Below are 18,310 nucleotides of genomic sequence, written 5' to 3'. Positions count from 1 at the left end.
GGGGCGGCGATTGGGTTTCTCGGGATTTCGTACAGAGCCTAGAGGTTGATAAGGTTCAGCAGAATTTACGCTTTCAAGGCCAGTACTTCGATTGCGAAACGGAATTGCACTACAACACGCTCCGCTACTATGATACTGGTGCCGGGAGGTTTGTGACTCAAGACCCAATTGGGTTGCAAGGTGGTTTTAACTTATACAAATACGCTATCAATCCGCTGACTTGGCTTGACCCCCTTGGATTGGCGAACAGGCCGAATAATGGAAAGTATAATATTTTCCATGATCACATGTTGGATCCTCAGTATAGATACTCTAGTGATGCCGTTCAATTTAATAGGGCTAATGCCGATCTTTTGAATAGGATGGAACTTGAGCCTGAGTTCAGGAAGGATATGCTGAATCGCTATCCAAAACTTGAGGAGTGGGCTAAGACAGGTGGTAAAAGTGGCAGCCCCCCTGGCTTGACGTGGCACCACCACGAGGATGTTAATAGGCTATCTCTAGTGGATCGTATGGATCATAAGTCGAATCATAGTTTATACCACCCGACTGGTAAAGGCGGTAGAGATATATGGGGTGGTGGCGCTCAAGGGCGAAAAGGCAAGCTTGACGGCGCAACCGGAAAAATTTGCTGTGGTTGATCAACTGGAGAAATGTCATGTTATTGAAGGATAAGTTTTATGCTCTTTCAGAGCTAATCGAGCATGTTAAGGTTTTTGCAGAGCAAGATGATGACTTTTGTCTTTATGGTCAGGATCAAGATCAGCTAGATTTAAAGGTGCAATATTTTGTGGCGGATTATCCAAGCGTTAAAGACGATAAGGAGATCTATCCAGAGTCCGTAAAAAAAACAGGGCTGAGTTATCTCTATGCGGGGCAGCAATTTGTTGATGTTGTAACGTTGTTGGCGGAGCAAAAGCCTGATGCATCGTATGATGACTATGTTAAGGTCTTGAATTATTATCAAGATAATGATGAATTTATCGATTTGTGATTTTTTACTTTTAATCTCTTCACATGAGTCGGCGCTTTGATCGGTAGAAGGTAAAATGTGCGAGGCAAATTAGCCTCGCACAGACATACGTAGGTTGTATTCACGTTCCCAGCCTGCAAGCCAATCGATATTTAAAATTCAAACTTATGGACTGAGGCGTAAGTCTCAGTCCTATTGGTAGCGTGTCCGACGGCACCCTGACCGAGGCTGTCACTACCGCTGGGAAACCCAGGGTGGCAAACCACGGGTGGTCGAGCACTGGACCAGCGACGGCTACAACCTGAGCGCCTGCACCAGCTGGGCCACCGACGTGCTCGGCCGCGAGCTGGAAGTGCAGTACAACGCCGACCATCGCGTGGTTGCCAGCCGGGACTATGGTGGCGAGCGCTATGCCATCGAGCTGGACGAGCAGGGCAACATGATCGGCCTGGGCCTGCCGGACGGCAACAAACTCGCCTTCAAGTACGACGAGTTCGCCCGCCTGCTCGAGGAAACCGATCCGCTGGGCCGCAAGACCACCTACGAGTATCACCACCTGACCACCCTGGTGACGCAGGTCAGCTACCCGGACGGCAGCACCTGGCGAGCGCGCTACGACGACAAGGGCAACCTGCTCGCCGAATTCGATGCCCTCGGCCAGATGACCGAGTACCTGAACAGCGACGATGGCCTGCCGCACACCATCATCGACGCGACCTACAAATCCAAGTACCTGTGGTGGAACACCCAGGCCCAGGTCGAGCGTTACCAGGACTGCTCGGGCAAGAGCACCTACTACCGCTACGACGAGCGCCAGCACCTGGTCGCTGTTACCGACGCGCTGAACCAGACCACCACGCTGGAGCGCAAACCGGACGGTGAGGTGTTGAAGATCACCCACCCGGACGGCACCTCGGAAACCTTCACCTACAACGTCTATGGCCAGGTGCTCAGCCACACAGACGGCAAGGGCCAGACCACCCGCCTGCTGCGCACGGCCCGGGGTTTGCCGAGCAGCCGCCAGGATGCCAAGGGCCAGCGAATTCGCTACGAGTACGACAAAGCCATTCGCCTGACCGCGTTGGTCAACGAGAACAACGCGACCTACAGCTTTGCCTACGATGAGTCGGACCGGTTGGTCGAAGAAGTACGGGTGGATAACCTGACGCGGCGTTTCAGCTACAACACGGGTGGTCATCTCACCCGACTGGATGAGATGGGCTACGGCGAAAATGCCGAACGCCCGGAACGGCACACGCTGTTCGAGCGTGACAGCATTGGCCGGTTGGTCGCCAAGATCAACCGCGATGCGAGCCAGACCTTCGCGTACGACGACGGCGACCGGTTACTGAGCATCGAGCGGCAACCGACCGGGATCGGCAAGCAGCTTGGGGTCACGGAAGAGAAGCTGGAGTACGCCTACGATCTGCTGGGCCGGCTGACCCAGGAAGTCACGCCCGCCGGCACGCTCAGTTATGAATACGACCCGCTCAGCAATCCGATCACATTGACCCTGCCAGATGGCCGCAAGGTCAACCACCTGTACTACGGCAGCGGGCACCTGCACCAGCTGAACCTGGACGGTCAGGTGATCAGCGACATGGAACGTGATGACCTGCACCGCGAGGTGTATCGGACCCAGGGCAAGCTCACCAGTTGCTTCGGTTATGACGCGATGGGGCGCAAGGCCTGGCAATTCGCCTCGAGCTTGCCAGCCGACAAGCTCTCGCAGGTGCATAACACCGGTATCAATACCTCGCTGCTGGTGGAGCATGCCTACAACCCGATCCACCGCCGTTATCAGTACGACCCTGCAGGCGAACTGGTACGTACCCTCGACAAGCTGCGCGGCGAGATCAAGTACGAGTACGAAGCGAACGGGCAGTTGCGTAGCCGTGATACCGGTTCATTGGTGGGCAGCGAAGAGTTTCGTTACGACCCGGCAGCCAACCGGCTGGATTTCAATGCGCGACAGTTTGACAAGGTCAGAGACAACCGGATCAGGCAGTGGCGGGATCAGGAGTACCGTTACGATCCGTGGGGCAACCTGATCGAGAAGCGCTCGGGGCACAGCACGCTGCAGCACTTTGCCTATGATTGCGAAAACCGGTTGGTGCGGGCGGAAACACTGGTCAATGGCAAGCTGGAGAGTACCGGGCAGTACCGGTACGACAGCCTTGGGCGTCGGGTGGCCAAGCAGGCTGAAATCAACGGCGAGGTCGAGCAGAAACGCTTCCTGTGGCAAGGGCTGCGGATGCTGCGTGAGGAGACGCCGGGGCAGAGCATTCTGTATTTCTATGAGCCAGGGAGTTACGCGCCCTTGGCACGTGTCGATCAAGTCGAAGGGGAAGGGCAGAAGGTCTACTACTTCCATACTGATCAAATGGGCTTGCCGTTAGAACTGACAGACAGTGATGGTGATATAGTCTGGAAAATATCTTATCGATGCTGGGGAGTAGTTGAGAAGATTGCAGTAAACAAAGTCGAGCAAAATTTACGCTTTCAAGGTCAATACTATGACCAAGAGACTTGTCTTCATTATAACTTATTTAGGTATTATGAACCTGAGTTGGGGCGTTTTATCACGCAAGATCCATTAGGGATTTTGGGCGGGGATAATCTTTATGCATATGCCCCCAATCCTATTTCTTGGGTAGATCCTGCTGGTCTTTCACCTAGCAAGCTTCTTGCTATGGCCATGGCTAAAGCCGGAAATACGATCCCGCCTGGGTATGCCGCACACCATCTCATTCCTACTAATGTGGTCAATAGATTCGCTCTAATCCAAGAGGCGATGAAGCGTGGGATATATAATCCGAATGGTGCCAGTAATGGTTCATCACTACCTACGTCTTCAGCAGAATCACTCGCCTCGGGTAAACCATTGCACAGCGGCGGTCACTTGGGCTCGTATTATGATGCGGCTCGAAGCCGCTTGATGATTGCGGAGCAAAAAATAGGCAATATAGCAGCAGCATCTGATAAAGAGCTGCTTAAGAAAATTGGGGCTGTCGAGCGCAGTATGCGGATGAGCCTCGGATCAGATACATTACGCTTGCAGAATACAGATCCCAGACCAAAGGGCACTCGTTCGACATGTTAGGAGAAAGGAATGAATTACTATTCTATGTGCCATGAGGTGGTGGATGGTGGATATACAGATGGCGATGTTCTATTTTCGCCAGCGCTAGGCGGTTATTATCGAGTTGGGGAAAGTATTTCTTTAACGCATCTGTCGGTTTCGGTGGTTTTAGATAAAAAGGTTCGCAGTCTGAAGTCTGACTTCTTTCTAACAGCTTGTGGTGCTTTTTTTGTGTCAAACGATTTGAAAGATGTTCTTGAGGAGCTTAGTTCTAAGGCGCAGTTTGTTTCAGCTGATGTCAAGTACTTTAACGGGCGACATACTGAAAAAAAATATTTTCTGATTCATGTAAATGAGAAGGTCCCGTGTTTTGACTACGAGCTGTCGGAATATTCTGGTAAGTCTATGGTTGTGAGTAAACTTTTGGCTGGTGAGCTGGCTTATGATTATAAGGTTCGAGGTGTGAAAAAGATGTGTATCAACGAGAAGGCAGCTGGGGGGTTGGACTTTTTTTTTGTGGATGGTGTGATATGGATTGATCCTATTGTCTCAGAGCAACTGGTGCTAAAGGTTAAGAGTAAAGAATTATCAGTTAGGTTTAATGCTATTGATTAGGATGGCTTGTACTGCTTATATCGTATAGTTTTAATGTAAGTGGTTTGAATGGCATCTATAGCTACTAAGCGGCGACGAGAACAACGCGATCTACAGCTTTGCCTACGATGCGTCGGACCGGTTGGTCGAAGAAGTACGGGTGGATAACCTGACCCGGCGTTTCAGCTACAACGTCGGAGGTCATCTCACCCGACTGGATGAGATTGGCTATGGCGAAAACGCCGAGCGCCCGGAACGGCACACGCTGTTCGAGCGTGACACCATTGGCCGGTTGGTCGCCAAGATCAACCGCGATGCGAGCCAGACATTCGCGTACGACGACGGCGACCGGTTACTGAGCATCGAGCGGCAACCGACCGGGATCGGCAAGCAGCTTGGGATCACGGAAGAGAAGCTGGAGTACGCCTACGATCTGCTCGGCCGGCTGACGAAAGAAATCACGCCCGCCGGCACACTCGGCTACGAATATGACCCGCTCAGCAACCTGACCACGCTGACATTGCCGGATGGCCGCAAGGTCAATCACCTGTACTACGGCAGCGGGCACCTGCACCAGCTGAACCTGGATGGTCAGGTGATCACCGACATGGAGCGTGATGACCTGCACCGCGAGGTGTATCGGACCCAGGGCAAGCTCACCAGTTGCTTCGGTTATGACGCGATGGGGCGCAAGGCCTGGCAGTTCGCGTCGAGCTTGCTAGCGTACGAGATGTGCTGGCGCGTGACATAAGAGAGTTGCGGCGTGTTTATCCTGATGTGCCAAATCAGAAGCTACAAGAATGGATGGTCATGAATAAATTTATGTATCCAGAGATGCGAAAATAAGGGTTGGTAGATGAATGATAAGAAATTTGTGGATGCCATTTACTGCGAACTATTCAGAAAGAATTTTTTGCGGTATAAGGAGTCTCTTCAGAAACCAGTTGAAGGTGATAAAGACTCATATGCTCGAGCGCGAAATTCCCTGGCGCTGCTTAGTGGTTCTCAGAGAATGGATGTAATAGATTTCTTTAAGGTTATTATTGCGGATAGCGCTTCTGTACTATTGGGCGCACTGGACGGAGTGCACTTTCCAGATGGTCTGGAAGGCGATTTTATACTGAGTATGGATGGCGAGGAAATTCAGGGTTACTTGCAGGATCTGTTTATTGAAAAAGCTCAAGAGGAAGGGGTTTACGACTGACTTAAGATCTGGGGGGAATTGGAAAGGCATTTCTGGATGGTTATGAGATATTACTCAGTAGCTCAGGATGATAAATTTAAAACTTTAATTGGAAAATATGGCGGTCTTTCATTGCATGCTGCCGCGCAGCAATACGCCTTTGGCAATGATGTCGAATCTTTGCTTGCAAACCAATATGAGCTGGAGTTCAATTCTGATGATAAGAATAAGAAAGACGCCTCGGATATATTTGCTTTCTTTAAGCCTGTGCTCATTGTGACGTCCAAGGCCAAAATTCTATTCCGCTCCGTGGCTCCCAGTTCTATTGAGGATGTAAGTGTCTTGTCCCCAAATTCAGATCATTCTGGAATTTTGGTTCAGACGGTTCTGGATGGCGCGTTTAATAGAGAACTCTCGGAGTTTGATGAATACCCCAATGGTTTGGTTGTTTATAGGGTTGTACTTAATGCTCTTGCGGTGCAAGGTTGTGATGTTTTTCGGGTGGCTGAAAGTCCGCTTTCCATTTTTGTTTCTGATAAATTCGTTGATGCGGCCAAGGATAGCGGGTTGAAGGGGTTGGATTTAAGGGAGATTAGAGTGGTTTGATAGTCCCGCTCGCTGCAACGCATCGAGAACGCCCTCGGCCACTTCCTGCATTTCACCCGTACACCCGAAGACAGGCTGACCGACATCAGTGCCACCGGCGGCACGCGGGTGCAATACCCGCCTTGCAATAGTTGTAAAGGTAAGATGAATGCATTTAAAGGCTTTGCCGGTGCTGATGTCGAATATAGATGGCCATCAGGCGATGGCGCATCCAAAGAGGTTTGGAATGCGAAAAGTAAGAAAGTACAAAAAATATCTGGTTCTGGATGTGGCTAGTAATGGAGGTCTCTATGGATGATTTTGTTGCCTCAAACATCGAATGCTATGAAGAAGATGATGTATTAATAGTTGCGCTTGGTGATGGTGGTGCTGACCCTGTAAATTATGTGATAATTACCCGCTTGGATGATGAAGATAATTCAAGTGTTGATAGTTGTATTGGCTTGCAAGCTTCTGGGGCAAGCTATGAAGTGGCAGGCGCAATAGAAAAAATAGTGTTGGCGGAGGGTGGTCTTAGGGTTGAGGTCAAACCGCAGTTCGTTAATCATTTCGGGGCTTCAACTATTTTTGCTAAATTTGACAATGCTCTTTTAGACGTCGAGGGCAAAGTATTCTCCATGCGAGAGGCTTTGCAAGTGCTTTTCAATGGTAGTGCGGTTGAATTGGATGTTTAGATTGGATTGTTTGATGTTTTGTGAGTTCTTTAAAGGCTGAAGCTGTAGTCTTATTTTAACTTCTGGGTGTATATTTATTAACGGCGCCGCGCGGGCGGCGCTCGATCTCGCAAGCACCAACACCGCCGCGGCGAACACTACATAACCCTCTCAGCGATCCCCCTTCTGCCGAACCTCCGAAACCCACTGCTCGCTGCGGCTATACCCACTGGTGCGTAACAATCCCAGGTCCAACGCGTTCTCGCCATCGGCCGCCCCCTTGCCCTTGGTCAGCTCGGCGATCGCGGTGCCCAGGTCGACGGGTGAGTTCGACGCATCGACCGACACATCCCGCCGATAATCCGTGCCGCTCAGCGTTTCGCGGGTAACCGACGTCGCCTGCAGTTCCACCGGCCCATTGGCCGACTGCAAGCGGGCACCCACCAGGCGCGCATCGCCGCCAACCTTCAGGTCGATGCCCTCACGGCCCTTGAGGGTTGCCTGATGGGCCACGGTGTCGCGTTGCCGATGGGACACCTCGAGCTTGAGGGTTGGCGACAGGCCCGGCTCGGCCTTGCTCAGCGCTGCGCTGGTCTTCTCGTTGACCTTGCCGCTTGCCGGCCCGGCCAGGGCCTTGGCGGCGTTGGTATAGCCTTGGGGGTTCTTCTCCTGGCTCAGGCGCGCATCGACCGCCACGGTCAGGCTATCGACCCGGTCCTTGCGGCTGGCGACCAGCAGGTCGCCGTCGATGTCGCCCTGGATGCGCTGGGCCTCGAGGCTGCTGCCTTCGATGCGGGTGTCACCCTGGCTCAGCAGGTTGATCCGGTCGGCACGCCAGGTGTTGGCATTCCAGGTTTGGTTGTCCCGTTTGTCGAGGTCGACCTGGACTCGGCCGTGCAGGGCGCGGCTATCGAGTTCGCCCTGGCTCAGGCTGATACCGGCCCCTGCGCTGATGCCGAGGTTGTTGCGATAGTCCCGGTTGCCCGAGCTCTCGAGCAACAGGCCACCCTTGAACGCCTGGGCGTCGATCCGTGCCGCAGATGCCTGCAGGCCTTGTACCCACAGGGCGGTTTCTTCCCGGGTGCGGCTGCTCATGGACAGGGCGCCGGCACTGGTGATGCGCGCATCGACGGCCTGGTCGCTGCGTTCGTCCAGCGTGCCATGGGTGAAGTGGCCGCCGATGCCACCGCCCTTGCTGGTACCGGCCTTGGCCGCCAGTTCGAGCCCGCCGCCGAGCTTGGCACCGCTGGCCTGATGGGGGTCGCGCGCGGCCTTGACCTGCAGCAGGCCGTCGCTCTCCAGGCGCACATTGGCCACGGGGGCCTCGCGGCTGCCGATGCGTGTGCCTTCGAGCAGCAGGTCGCCGCCGCTGGTGAGGCTGACATCGCCCTTGGCATCGATCTGCGCGACCCGGGCCTGGGTGTCCAGGCTTTGCTGCCGGTCCTTGTCCAGGTAGCCCCGGCCGTCGATACCTACGCTGCCAGGGCGGTTGCCGCCCTTGACCCAGCCGTTGCCGACCAGGCTCCCGGTCTGCTGGCGGGTGCTGTCCGTGGCCTGGGCCAGGGTCAATGTGCCATCACTGTGCACTGATACGTCGCCTTCACCACCCTCGATACGGGTGCCTTCGTAGCGGCCCTCGCTGCCGAGTTGGACCTGGATGCCCTGTTGGCCGTACAGCGTGCCGGGGCGGGCCGTGGTGGTGGTGGCCTGTTTCTCCAACGAGCCCCCTTTACCGGCGACCCGTGCGTTGATGTCCTGGCCGGTGCTGGTATCGACGCGCACGTCGCCGCCCACGTCCAAACGCCGGACGCTGTCTGTACCCGTGTCCGAGGCCGCCAGCATCTGGTGCCGTTTTGCCTGGAGGGTCAATACCCCTTCGTTGGCGCGCCATTGGGTGCCCCGGTCATCGACCTGCTGGGCCTTGACTGTGACCGAGGCGCCGGACAGCTCGCTGGCCTGGGCATAGCCGCGGCGCTGGTTTTCCAGGCGCAGCAGATGGTCTGCGGTCAGGTCGGCTCCGATGCTGGGGGCTGTCAACGCGTCTTCCACAGAAGCCTGCTGGAAGCGGGCAGCTTCCTCGCCCTGCACCAGGCGTTCGATCGGCCGGCTGATGTCGCGGTATTCGAGGCTGGCGCCAAGGCCGGCGCGCCAGTTGCGGGTCTCTTGCTCATGGCTTTCGATGTTCTCGACGGCCTGGTTGTCGATGCGCTCGGCCTGTACCTGCAGAGCGCCGCCTGCCACCACGTGAGCGGCCTCGGTGAGAAGAGTGCCCGTGTCGATGCGGATATCGCCAGCGGCCTGCAGTTCACTGCGCACGGCAGTGCTGGTGCTATCGCGCACCGTCTGCTGCTGATGCTGGCCGGTAAAGGCGCTGCCGACTCTGTCGATCCCCCCGGTTACCGCCAGGGCGCCTTCGATGTGGGTCTTGTCGGTAGCCGACTCGCGGGTATCGCGCGTCACGCCGAGTGTGGTTCGTTCGGCCTGCACGGTGAGGGAGCCGGCGCTGGCCTGGACCTTGGAGCCCTTGACCTGCAGGTGCCCACCGCTGGTGAGCGCCACGGTGGCGCCCTTGAGCTCGCTGGATACCTGCGAGGTGTCCTGTTGTTGCTGACGCGTGTTGCTCACCCGATACCCCAGGCTGGCTTCGAATTGGCGCGAGTCCGGTTTGCCGTCCTGCGCCGTCTGGGTTTGCCTGGCGCTGGCGGTCAGGCCGCGCGCGTGGGTCAGGACCTCGGTCTGTTTGCTGGCTTGTGCGCTGTCGACCAGCAGGTCGCCCTTGGCCTCGACGTGCAAGGTACCGCCCGCGTTGACCTTGGCGCCATGGATACGCATTTCTTCGGCACTGGCCAGGCGCAGGTCGCTGCTGGCGGACACGTCGCTGACCAGCACCTGGTCCTCACGGTTCGTGCGGGTCTGCTGGTTGCCGATCAGGCCGAAGAGCTTGTTGTCGCTCTCACGTTCCGTGGAAGTGAGGGTACTGCGGTCGGCCTCGATGGCCAGCAGGCCTTGCTCGCTGTAAAGCACCGAGTCGCCCTGGCTTGCCAGGCGGCTGCCTTTGATCGTGACCTGGTCGGCGCTGATACTGAGGTTCGCGCCTGCCGTGACGGTGCTGCCGGCCAGGGTCTGGCCCTGGCGCTCATTGCCTTTGCGGTCGCCGAAAAAGGTGCCGGAAACCAGGTCGCCGCGATAGTCGCGCTGATTGCCGGATTCTTCGAGCGAGGTCGTGGTCACAGTCACCTGCTTGGCCTTCAACTGCATGTCGGCACGGCTCTGCAGCTGGCTGCCTTGCACCTTGAGGTTTTTTCCGGCATTCACGACCAGGCGCTCACCCTCGAGCACGCTGCCTCGAGCCATCTCCTTGGACGTATCGGTATCGCTGTCGCCACGCCAGAGGTGCTTGCGATGGCGCACCTGTTCTTCGATCCGCTGGCGATCGATGCCCGCCTCGATGTCAAGGTTCCCGGCACTGTCGAGGGTGACCTGGTCGCCGGCACGCACGTCGGCTGCCACCAGGCGCATGTCGGCCCCGGACCGCAGGGAAAGCCCCTCATCGGCTCGCAGTTGGCTACCTTGTTGCGTGCGATCGGTGGTGGTGCGGGTGCGGCTGTAGGTTTCGGTGGTGACGAACCAGGCTTTTTTCTTCCATGCTTCCTGGTCGCGCTGGATCTTCTCACGGAGCTCGGCGTCCAGGGTCAGTGTGTTGCCGGCCTCGATGTCGACCCGCCTGGCTTGGCCTTCGACGGCCTTCAAGGCCAAGTCGCCTGTCGCGGTCAACCGGAGCTCGCCCTTCCCGGCGTTCAAGCGGGTACGCTCGGTGCCGGTGCCGCTGACCTCCAGGCCGCCGGCCGAACTGACGCTGAGGCCGTTGTCCGCCGATACCGGTACCGCTCCCATGCGCACGCCGGCACCTTCGGCAGTGCTGACCACACGGATGCGCCCGGCACGCATGGCGCCGAACAGGTTGGCATCGATGCTGGCCGGTACACCTGGCTGGTGCTCGAGTACATCGCCTGTAGCAGGATCGATGCGGTTGCGCCCCACGGTGAGCGTGAGGTCGCCTGCAGCGGTCAGCGGGCCTTGGCTGTCGATGCGCGGGGCGATCAGGTCCAGTGCGCCTTCGCTGTTGGCCTGTCCGTCACCGGCTACCTGCAAGGCACCACTGGCCTGCAGGGTGTCGATCAAGCGCAGTTGCTGTTCCTCGACCAGCGGGGTGCCGACCACGAACCCGGCGCGGGTCGTGTTGATGAAGCTGCCGCCGTTGAGGGTGATGCCATTGGGGTTGGCCAGGATGTAGTCGGCCGGGCGACCGAAGATTTCCTGAGGGCCTTCGATCAGCGACGCGTTGCGGCTGATCACTTCGTTGAGGATGGTCGAAGCGGCCTGGCCCTGGAACTGCGGGTTCGCCGCCAGGGCGCCGGCCAGTTGCGACTGGCCGGGTTGCAAGGCGTTGTTCAACACCACACCGGGCCTGCCGACGTTGTAGTCGAGGAACTGGTTATGCGACAGGCCCTTGGCATTCGGGGCGACGATGTCGATCACCGGCACGCCATGGCCATTGTTGACCACCGGGGTGCCGCCAGGGCCGGCGGCCGGTTGCAGGCCAGGCCCTGCCAGAGCGGCTGAAGAGGCCAGCAGAGCGATGAAGATAGCCCAGCGCAAGGTATCCGGGCGTTTGGATCGAGGTTGGATGCAAGTCGTCACGGTTTCTTCTCTTTGTTGTGGTGATCAGATGCTCAGGGCCCATTCCAGGACCCAGATGCCGGGTTCCAGCGACTGCTGGTTGCGATCGCTGGCGTACAGGGCGCGTTGGTAGTCGAGGCGCAGGCGGTTGCCCGGGCGCGCCAGCTCGACGCCGAGGGAAGCGCCGGCGAGGCGTTGGGACGGAGCGTTGCGGTTGAAGCGTGTCCAGCCCAGGTCCAGGCCAAGCTGGGGGCGGATCTCCAGCGGCACGGGGATGGGCAGGGGCTGGCTGAAGGTATTGCGCCACACCGCACCGCTGGCGCCGGCCACGGTGGCCTGGCGCCAGCCGCGGACGGCGGAATCGTCACTGAGCAGCAGTTGTTCGATGGCCGGCAGTGCCTCGCGGCTGTATTGCAGGTTCAGCTCGCCTTGCCAGCGCCAAGGCCATTGTGCAGGCCCCTGGCGCAGGTGCAGGAGGTTGGCGCGGTACTTGCGAAAATGTGCCCGCGTAGCCAGCCACGGAACCTGGGCGGGGTGCTCGGCGCCGAGCCAGTCCAGGCTCTGGGCGACGCCCAGGTAGGCATTCCACAGGCCGCCGTCGAGCCACAGCAGGTTGAGCCCGGCTTCCAGGGTGGTCAGGGTCGGGCTCTGCTGGCGAGTCGTGGCGCCGTCGATGCGATTGACCAGGGCTTTTCTGTCCAGGCGGGCGACCGTGCTCAGCAGGCCCTGTTGGTTGCGCCAGAGCACACGCTCCAGGCTCATGCCCTGGAGGCTGCTGGTGCCGCTGCTGACCTGCCGCCCGTTGGGCAGTGGGGCCTTGTAGCGCATCCAGCTGGCGTTCAGGGCGAACGTCCAGGGGCCATAGGGCACGGTGTAGTAAAGGCTGGCGCCCTGGCTTTGCCCTGGGGCATGGAAAACAGCCGAGACCAGGGCCAGGCGCAGGTCATCGTTCAGGCCCAGCGGGCTGTCCAGCCCCAGGCCGAGGTTCAGGCGGTGGCGGCCGGTCAGCTCGCTGCCGCGATTGTCCAGGCGGCTGTCCAGGTGCCAGCGCGAGCCGACCTGGCGCGGCTGGATGATCACCCGGGTACCCCCTTGCAGCGCCCCCGGCAACAGGTCCGCGCCCAGGTCATAGGCGCGCAGGCGGTTGAGCTGGTCCAGCCCTTGTTCCAGGTCAGGCAGGTACAAGGGGTTACCGAGCAGGCCGGGAAAGGCGCCTTGCAAGGACAGCGGCAGGTCGGCGTCGGACAGTTCGATCGACTCGACGAAGCCTTCGACGATGACGATGTCCAGGGGCTGGCCGTCTTGGGGCTGAAGGGCCAGGTAGGGGCGGCTGGCGGGGTAGCCGGCCGCCACGTAGCGTTCGGTGATGGCCTTGAGCAGCCGATTGATGCTGGCCACATCCAGGCAGGGCGCAAGCAGGGGGCGCAGGGCCTGGTCCAATGTCGCGCTCGACACCTGCCGGTTGCCGCGCAGGCGCAGGCCGGGGATTGCCCAGCAGCGACCGCCTGGGCGTTCATCGGTGGTCGGTTCCCTGGCGGAGGTGGGCGCTGGGCGCCGCCGCCATTGCTCCAGGCGCTGTTGTTGTTCGAGCTGGCGCAGTGTGCGCTGCTGGTCGCGCAGTTGTTCGCTGGCAGGGTCGGCTGCCTGGGCGGGCAGCGCGACCAGGCAGGCCGGGATCAGCCCGATGGATAACCAGCTGGCAATACGCGACAGGAGGGTCGGCATAGGGGAATTCCGCAAGGTGAGTACGGGAAGTACCCGATTGCGTGAATTCTAAAAATGGATCCTATGGCTTGGATGCGGTCCCGTGCCCACACGCCTGTCGGCTGGGAGCGGATTGAATGTATGAAGCTTCTTACAGAATTGGCGAAGTGTAGGAATCAGGGACGAATCTCGATCAAGGTCCCGTCCTTGACCATGCTCCAGACTTCCTGCATGTCCGCGTTGCGCATGGCGATACAGCCTTCGGTCCAGTCCAGGGTGTGGAAGTACCACTCCGGGTATTCCTCGTCGATGGGCGTACCGTGGATCATGATCATGCCGCCAGGGTTGACGCCTTCACGGCGGGCGCGGGCGGCATCGCTGATGTTGGGGTAGGAGATGTGCATGGCCAGGTTGAAGCGGTCGCTGACCTTGCGCCAGTCCAGCCAGTAGAGGCCTTCGGGGGTGCGGTTGTCGCCTTCGCGTTCCTTGGTGCCCTTGGGTTGCTTGCCCAGGGAGATGCGGTAGGTCTTGAGCGGCTCGCCACGGCTGATCAGTTGCAGGCGGCGCTCGGACTTGAGCACCAGTACCTTGTCGACCAACGGTTGACGGGTGACCGAGGACTGCGCGGCGTCCTGTGGCTTGCGGATGATGGTCTCGGTGAACGCAGCCTGGGACACCGACGTAACGCAAAGGCAGAAAAGGGCGAGCAACCAGCGCATGAAACCGTATCCCTGAAAACTAGGTGATGGACGACGAGACATTCATCGGGGGCAGGTACTCATGGCCTACCGGGTAGGACTGCCCGATGCGGTCGCGATAATAGCATTCTAGTGTGCGTGCCACGGTGCGGAAAGCCAGCTGGTCCCATGGAATTTCATGTTCCTCGAACAAGCGCACTTCCAGGCTCTCGATTCCGACGGCGAACTCCAGGTCGGCCAGTTCGGCGCGGAAGAACACATGCACCTGGTCGATGTGCGGCAGGTCGAACAACTGGTACAGGCTCATGTGCCCGACCCGGGCGCAGGCTTCCTCCACGGTTTCGCGACGGGCGGCTTGCTCGAGGGTCTCGCCGTTTTCCATGAAACCGGCGGGCAGTGTCCAGAACCCACGGCGCGGCTCGATCGCACGGCGACACAGCAAGACCTGGGTGCCGTGGGTGGGTAAGACGCCAGCAACGATATTGGGGTTCTGGTAATGGATGGTCTGGCAATGGTCGCAGACATAGCGGGGGCGGCTGTCGCCCTCGGGGATCCGCTGTATCACTGGCTGGCCGCACGCGCTGCAGAATTTCATGCTTTTCTTCCTTTGAGGTACGGCTATCTTGGCGTGCCCGCCACCGTGACCGCAAGCTGCCATCCGGCGGGGCTTGGGTGCGTTGCGGCTTTGGTGCATCATGCAGGGCAGGCCTTGCAATCGAGAGTGTGTAATGCTGGATGAGCTCCTTCGCCGTATGAGCAACCATACCCCCGCGTCATTGGAAACGGACCGTCGTTTCCCCGAAGCGGCGGTTCTCTTGCCCATCACCCGTAGCGAAGAGCCCGAGCTGGTGCTGACCCTGCGGGCCAAGGGCCTTTCCACCCACGGGGGCGAAGTGGCCTTCCCCGGTGGGCGGCGCGACCCGGAAGATCCTGACCTGGTGTTTACCGCCTTGCGCGAAGCCGAGGAGGAAATCGGCCTGCCGCCTGGCCTGGTGGAGGTGGTTGGCCCACTCAGCCCGCTGATCTCCCTGCATGGCCTGAAGGTGACGCCGTTCGTCGGTGTGGTGCCGGATTTCGTCGAGTACCGGGCCAACGACGCAGAGATCGCAGCCGTGTTCACCGTGCCGCTGGCATTCTTCCGCCAGGACCCGCGCGAGCATACCCATCGTATCGATTACCAGGGGCGCAGCTGGTATGTGCCTGCCTACCGCTATGGCGAATACAAGATCTGGGGGCTGTCGGCGATCATGATCGTCGAGCTGGTCAACGTGCTGTTCGATGCCGGTATCGACCTGCACCATCCCCCCGAGCGCTTTATCCCGATCTGATCGGGCATTCCGCCAAGGCCTTGAACCATGAGGAGCGAGACATGAAATACCGCCTGGGCGACCTGCGGGTCGAAACCCATCCCACCAGCTGGGCCGCACCCAATGCCACGCTGATCGGCAAGGTGCGCCTGCAGGCCGGGGCCAGCGTCTGGTTCGGTGCGGTGCTGCGTGGCGACAACGAGCTGATCGACATCGGCGAAGGCAGCAATGTCCAGGATGGCACGGTGATGCATACCGACATGGGCTCGCCGCTGACCCTCGGCAAGGGCGTCACCGTCGGCCACAACGCCATGCTCCATGGCTGCACGGTGGGCGACCACAGCCTGGTCGGTATCAATGCGGTGATCCTCAACGGGGCGCGTATCGGCAAGCACTGCATCATCGGCGCCAACGCATTGATCCCGGAAGGCAAGGAGATTCCCGACGGCTCGCTGGTGATGGGTTCACCGGGCAAGGTGGTACGCGAGCTGACCGAGGCACAGAAGCGCATGCTCGAAGCCAGCGCCGCCCATTACGTGCAGAACGCCGAACGCTATGCCCGTGACCTGGTGCCGCAGGATGACTGACGTGGCTGATCGTGAGCGGCCGGTCGCCTCGCCGTGCGTGAACGTCTGCGCGCTGGATGAACAGGACATCTGCGTGGGCTGCCAGCGTACGGTGGCCGAGATCACCCGCTGGTCGCGTATGGACAACCAGGAGCGCCGGCAGGTGCTGGCGCTGTGCCATGAGCGGGCGGTGGCGGCTGGGTTGGTCATCGGGCGGTGAGCCGGCTGGCCCCCCCTTGAGTCTGAAGGGGCTCCACCGTTTGAGGGCTTGGGGGTGCTTTGCAGCCCATCGCAGGCTGTCGCCAGCTCCCACCAAGATTGCGCCGCGCTCAAAATTTGCGAAATCCCTGTGGGAGCCGGCTTGCCGGCGATAGGGCCATGACAGGCCACTACCGAGTCAAAAGCTGCAGTTGACTTTGAAATCAAGTATTCTGTGCCGCTTGCCCAACGCGTGATCCCATGTTCTATCTCATTGCCTACATCAGCAGCGTAGTGCTGATCAACTACGCCTTCTCCAGTGCGCCGCACCTGGATGTGATCTGGTCCGCCTGGGGCGGGCTGGTGTTCATCCTGCGTGACATGGTGCAGACCCGCTATGGCCATGGCGCGCTGCTGGCCATGCTGGCGGCCCTGGTGCTGTCCTACGTCACTTCGGAGCCGGCCATCGCGCTGGCCAGCGCCACTGCGTTCTTCATCTCCGAGCTGATCGACTGGCTGGTGTTCAGCGTTACCCGCCGGCCGCTGCGCGACCGCCTGTGGCTGAGTTCGGCGCTGAGCATCCCGGTGGACACCTTCATTTTCTTCGGCATGATCGGTGCCCTGACCCCAGCGGTGATCGGCACGGCGCTGGCCTCGAAATTCGCCGGCGTGACCGCCGTGTGGCTGGCCATGGCCTGGCGGGCACGCCGCACGGCCGTGGTGGGTTGAGGCAGGCGCGCACGCTCTTTGGCGACACCAGGCCGCCTTCACAACAGCCCCAACGGGCGTTGCCAGGTGTAGAATACCGGTCCTTTTTCAGCGGGCGGCAGCCAGCGTGGCGCGGCCCCGACGCCTTCGAGGACCTGAAATGACCCGTATCGGAACCCCATTGTCGCCCACCGCGACCCGTGTACTGCTGTGTGGCTGCGGCGAGCTGGGCAAGGAAGTGGTGATCGAGCTGCAGCGCCTGGGTGTCGAGGTGATCGCCGTGGACCGCTACGCCAATGCGCCGGCCATGCAGGTCGCGCATCGCAGCCATGTCATCAACATGCTCGATGGCGCTGCCCTGCGCGCGGTGATCGAGGCTGAAAAGCCGCACTACATCGTGCCGGAAATCGAGGCCATCGCCACCGCCACCTTGGTGGAGCTGGAGAATGAAGGCTTCAACGTGGTGCCCACCGCCCGTGCCACGCAACTGACCATGAACCGTGAGGGCATCCGGCGCCTGGCGGCCGAGGAGCTGGACCTGCCGACCTCGCCCTATCACTTTGCCGATACCTTCGAAGACTACGCCAAGGCGGTCGCCGACCTGGGCTACCCGTGCGTGGTCAAGCCGGTGATGAGCTCCTCGGGCAAGGGCCAGAGCCTGCTGCGCAGCGAAGCCGACCTGCAGAAGGCCTGGGACTATGCCCAGGAAGGCGGCCGTGCCGGCAAGGGCCGGGTGATCATCGAAGGCTTCATCGACTTCGAATACGAGATCACCTTGCTGACCGTGCGCCATGTGGGCGGCACCACCTTCCTGGCACCGGTCGGGCATCGCCAGGAGAAGGGCGACTACCAGGAGTCCTGGCAGCCCCAGGCCATGAGCCCTAAGGCGCTGGCCGAGTCCCAGCGGGTCGCCCAGGCGGTCACCGATGCCCTGGGCGGGCGTGGCCTGTTCGGCGTAGAGCTGTTCGTCAAGGGTGACCAGGTATGGTTCAGCGAGGTCTCGCCGCGCCCGCACGACACGGGCCTGGTGACGCTGATCTCCCAGGATCTGTCGCAGTTCGCCCTGCATGCCCGCGCGATCCTCGGCCTGCCGATCCCGGTGGTGCGCCAGTTCGGCCCGTCGGCCTCGGCCGTGATCCTGCCGCAGGGCAAGTCGCAGCAGACCTCGTTCGCCAACCTGGGCGCAGCGTTGAGCGAGCCGGATACCGCGATCCGCCTGTTCGGCAAGCCGGAAATCGACGGCCAGCGCCGCATGGGCGTGTGCCTGGCGCGTGATGCGTCGATCGAGGCCGCGCGGGCCAAGGCTACCCGTGCGTCGCAGGCGGTCAAGGTCGAGTTCTGATACCTGCCGCTCCCAC

Annotated in this window: 16 protein-coding genes and 3 pseudogenes; 15 read left to right on the top strand and 4 right to left on the bottom strand. The window is 59.8% G+C overall.

Annotated features, from left to right (window positions below):
- Positions 1 to 44: 44 nt before the first annotated feature.
- The 10 genes and pseudogenes from ACXHGZ_RS16460 to ACXHGZ_RS16415 form a co-directional block, all read left to right on the top strand.
- Positions 45 to 245 (top strand): annotated as a pseudogene (locus tag ACXHGZ_RS16460) (RHS repeat-associated core domain-containing protein); the annotation flags it as partial.
- Positions 246 to 287: 42 nt separating this feature from the next.
- Positions 288 to 641 carry an HNH endonuclease gene (locus ACXHGZ_RS16455; protein ID WP_480464076.1) on the top strand — a complete coding sequence of 118 codons (354 nt, stop codon included), beginning with the start codon at positions 288 to 290 and terminating at the stop codon, positions 639 to 641.
- Between the two features lie 17 nt (positions 642 to 658).
- The gene (locus ACXHGZ_RS16450; RefSeq protein WP_480460608.1) at positions 659 to 994 is read left to right on the top strand and encodes a DUF7716 domain-containing protein; all 336 of its coding nucleotides are present in this window, start codon (positions 659 to 661) and stop codon (positions 992 to 994) included.
- A 205-nt stretch (positions 995 to 1,199) separates the two neighbouring features.
- Positions 1,200 to 4,076: pseudogene (locus ACXHGZ_RS16445) on the top strand (RHS repeat-associated core domain-containing protein); the annotation flags it as partial.
- Positions 4,077 to 4,085: 9 nt separating this feature from the next.
- On the top strand, positions 4,086 to 4,670 hold the full coding sequence (locus ACXHGZ_RS16440) for an imm11 family protein (protein ID WP_480460607.1): 585 nt from the start codon (positions 4,086 to 4,088) through the stop codon (positions 4,668 to 4,670).
- Between the two features lie 73 nt (positions 4,671 to 4,743).
- Positions 4,744 to 5,373 (top strand): annotated as a pseudogene (locus tag ACXHGZ_RS16435) (hypothetical protein); the annotation flags it as partial.
- Positions 5,374 to 5,505: 132 nt separating this feature from the next.
- Positions 5,506 to 5,853 (top strand): hypothetical protein, encoded by a 348-nt coding sequence (locus ACXHGZ_RS16430; RefSeq protein ID WP_480460606.1) that lies wholly within the window; start codon positions 5,506 to 5,508, stop codon positions 5,851 to 5,853.
- Between the two features lie 42 nt (positions 5,854 to 5,895).
- Entirely contained in the window at positions 5,896 to 6,438 is a 543-nt protein-coding gene (locus ACXHGZ_RS16425) for an imm11 family protein (RefSeq protein ID WP_480460605.1), read from the top strand.
- A 144-nt stretch (positions 6,439 to 6,582) separates the two neighbouring features.
- On the top strand, positions 6,583 to 6,714 hold the full coding sequence (locus ACXHGZ_RS16420; RefSeq protein ID WP_465001380.1) for a hypothetical protein: 132 nt from the start codon (positions 6,583 to 6,585) through the stop codon (positions 6,712 to 6,714).
- A 14-nt stretch (positions 6,715 to 6,728) separates the two neighbouring features.
- Entirely contained in the window at positions 6,729 to 7,112 is a 384-nt protein-coding gene (locus tag ACXHGZ_RS16415) for a hypothetical protein (protein ID WP_480460604.1), read from the top strand.
- Positions 7,113 to 7,262: 150 nt separating this feature from the next.
- Here the strand turns inward: ACXHGZ_RS16415 and ACXHGZ_RS16410 are convergent, their stop codons facing one another.
- From ACXHGZ_RS16410 to ACXHGZ_RS16395, 4 genes are all read right to left on the bottom strand, one after another.
- Complete coding sequence (locus tag ACXHGZ_RS16410) at positions 7,263 to 11,792, bottom strand: hemagglutinin repeat-containing protein (RefSeq protein WP_480460603.1); 4,530 nt, start codon at positions 11,790 to 11,792, stop codon at positions 7,263 to 7,265.
- Positions 11,793 to 11,816: 24 nt separating this feature from the next.
- Positions 11,817 to 13,496, bottom strand: a complete 1,680-nt coding sequence (locus ACXHGZ_RS16405) for a ShlB/FhaC/HecB family hemolysin secretion/activation protein (protein WP_480460602.1) — start codon at positions 13,494 to 13,496, stop codon at positions 11,817 to 11,819.
- Between the two features lie 155 nt (positions 13,497 to 13,651).
- Entirely contained in the window at positions 13,652 to 14,194 is a 543-nt protein-coding gene (locus ACXHGZ_RS16400; RefSeq protein ID WP_224456733.1) for a L,D-transpeptidase family protein, read from the bottom strand.
- Positions 14,195 to 14,213: 19 nt separating this feature from the next.
- Entirely contained in the window at positions 14,214 to 14,768 is a 555-nt protein-coding gene (locus ACXHGZ_RS16395; RefSeq protein ID WP_480460601.1) for an NUDIX hydrolase, read from the bottom strand.
- Positions 14,769 to 14,901: 133 nt separating this feature from the next.
- On the opposite strand from ACXHGZ_RS16395, the gene ACXHGZ_RS16390 reads away from it, so the two are divergent.
- The 5 genes from ACXHGZ_RS16390 (at position 14,902) to purT (ending at position 18,294) form a co-directional block, all read left to right on the top strand.
- Positions 14,902 to 15,501 carry a CoA pyrophosphatase gene (locus tag ACXHGZ_RS16390; protein WP_084856746.1) on the top strand — a complete coding sequence of 200 codons (600 nt, stop codon included), beginning with the start codon at positions 14,902 to 14,904 and terminating at the stop codon, positions 15,499 to 15,501.
- 41 nt (positions 15,502 to 15,542) lie between these two features.
- On the top strand, positions 15,543 to 16,067 hold the full coding sequence (locus ACXHGZ_RS16385; protein WP_084856748.1) for a gamma carbonic anhydrase family protein: 525 nt from the start codon (positions 15,543 to 15,545) through the stop codon (positions 16,065 to 16,067).
- Positions 16,060 to 16,266: a DUF1289 domain-containing protein gene (locus tag ACXHGZ_RS16380; protein ID WP_480460600.1), complete on the top strand. Its 207-nt coding sequence runs from the start codon at positions 16,060 to 16,062 to the stop codon at positions 16,264 to 16,266. The genes ACXHGZ_RS16385 and ACXHGZ_RS16380 overlap by 8 nt, the downstream gene beginning before the upstream one ends.
- Positions 16,267 to 16,505: 239 nt before the next feature.
- The gene (locus ACXHGZ_RS16375) at positions 16,506 to 16,973 is read left to right on the top strand and encodes a VUT family protein (RefSeq protein ID WP_084856751.1); all 468 of its coding nucleotides are present in this window, start codon (positions 16,506 to 16,508) and stop codon (positions 16,971 to 16,973) included.
- Positions 16,974 to 17,112: 139 nt separating this feature from the next.
- Entirely contained in the window at positions 17,113 to 18,294 is a 1,182-nt protein-coding gene (gene purT, locus ACXHGZ_RS16370; RefSeq protein WP_480460599.1) for a formate-dependent phosphoribosylglycinamide formyltransferase, read from the top strand.
- Positions 18,295 to 18,310 lie beyond the last annotated feature (16 nt).

This window comes from Pseudomonas shiyinii (assembly GCF_056725765.1).
Note: the sequence above shows the minus strand (reverse complement) of the source record. Positions and strands in the feature narration are given on the sequence as shown.

Excerpts from the sequence above, each read along its gene's own strand:
- ACXHGZ_RS16455 (WP_480464076.1), top strand. The coding sequence starts at position 288 with ATGTTGGATCCTCAGTATAGATACTCTAGTGATGCCGTTCAATTTAAT.
- ACXHGZ_RS16450 (WP_480460608.1), top strand. The coding sequence starts at position 659 with ATGTTATTGAAGGATAAGTTTTATGCTCTTTCAGAGCTAATCGAGCAT.
- ACXHGZ_RS16440 (WP_480460607.1), top strand. The coding sequence starts at position 4,086 with ATGAATTACTATTCTATGTGCCATGAGGTGGTGGATGGTGGATATACA.
- ACXHGZ_RS16375 (WP_084856751.1), top strand. The coding sequence starts at position 16,506 with ATGTTCTATCTCATTGCCTACATCAGCAGCGTAGTGCTGATCAACTAC.
- ACXHGZ_RS16415 (WP_480460604.1), top strand. The coding sequence starts at position 6,729 with ATGGATGATTTTGTTGCCTCAAACATCGAATGCTATGAAGAAGATGAT.
- ACXHGZ_RS16380 (WP_480460600.1), top strand. The coding sequence starts at position 16,060 with ATGACTGACGTGGCTGATCGTGAGCGGCCGGTCGCCTCGCCGTGCGTG.
- purT (WP_480460599.1), top strand. The coding sequence starts at position 17,113 with ATGACCCGTATCGGAACCCCATTGTCGCCCACCGCGACCCGTGTACTG.
- ACXHGZ_RS16400 (WP_224456733.1), bottom strand. The coding sequence starts at position 14,194 with ATGCGCTGGTTGCTCGCCCTTTTCTGCCTTTGCGTTACGTCGGTGTCC.
- ACXHGZ_RS16385 (WP_084856748.1), top strand. The coding sequence starts at position 15,543 with ATGAAATACCGCCTGGGCGACCTGCGGGTCGAAACCCATCCCACCAGC.
- ACXHGZ_RS16390 (WP_084856746.1), top strand. The coding sequence starts at position 14,902 with ATGCTGGATGAGCTCCTTCGCCGTATGAGCAACCATACCCCCGCGTCA.
- ACXHGZ_RS16425 (WP_480460605.1), top strand. The coding sequence starts at position 5,896 with ATGAGATATTACTCAGTAGCTCAGGATGATAAATTTAAAACTTTAATT.
- ACXHGZ_RS16430 (WP_480460606.1), top strand. The coding sequence starts at position 5,506 with ATGAATGATAAGAAATTTGTGGATGCCATTTACTGCGAACTATTCAGA.
- ACXHGZ_RS16420 (WP_465001380.1), top strand. The coding sequence starts at position 6,583 with ATGAATGCATTTAAAGGCTTTGCCGGTGCTGATGTCGAATATAGATGG.
- ACXHGZ_RS16405 (WP_480460602.1), bottom strand. The coding sequence starts at position 13,496 with ATGCCGACCCTCCTGTCGCGTATTGCCAGCTGGTTATCCATCGGGCTG.
- ACXHGZ_RS16395 (WP_480460601.1), bottom strand. The coding sequence starts at position 14,768 with ATGAAATTCTGCAGCGCGTGCGGCCAGCCAGTGATACAGCGGATCCCC.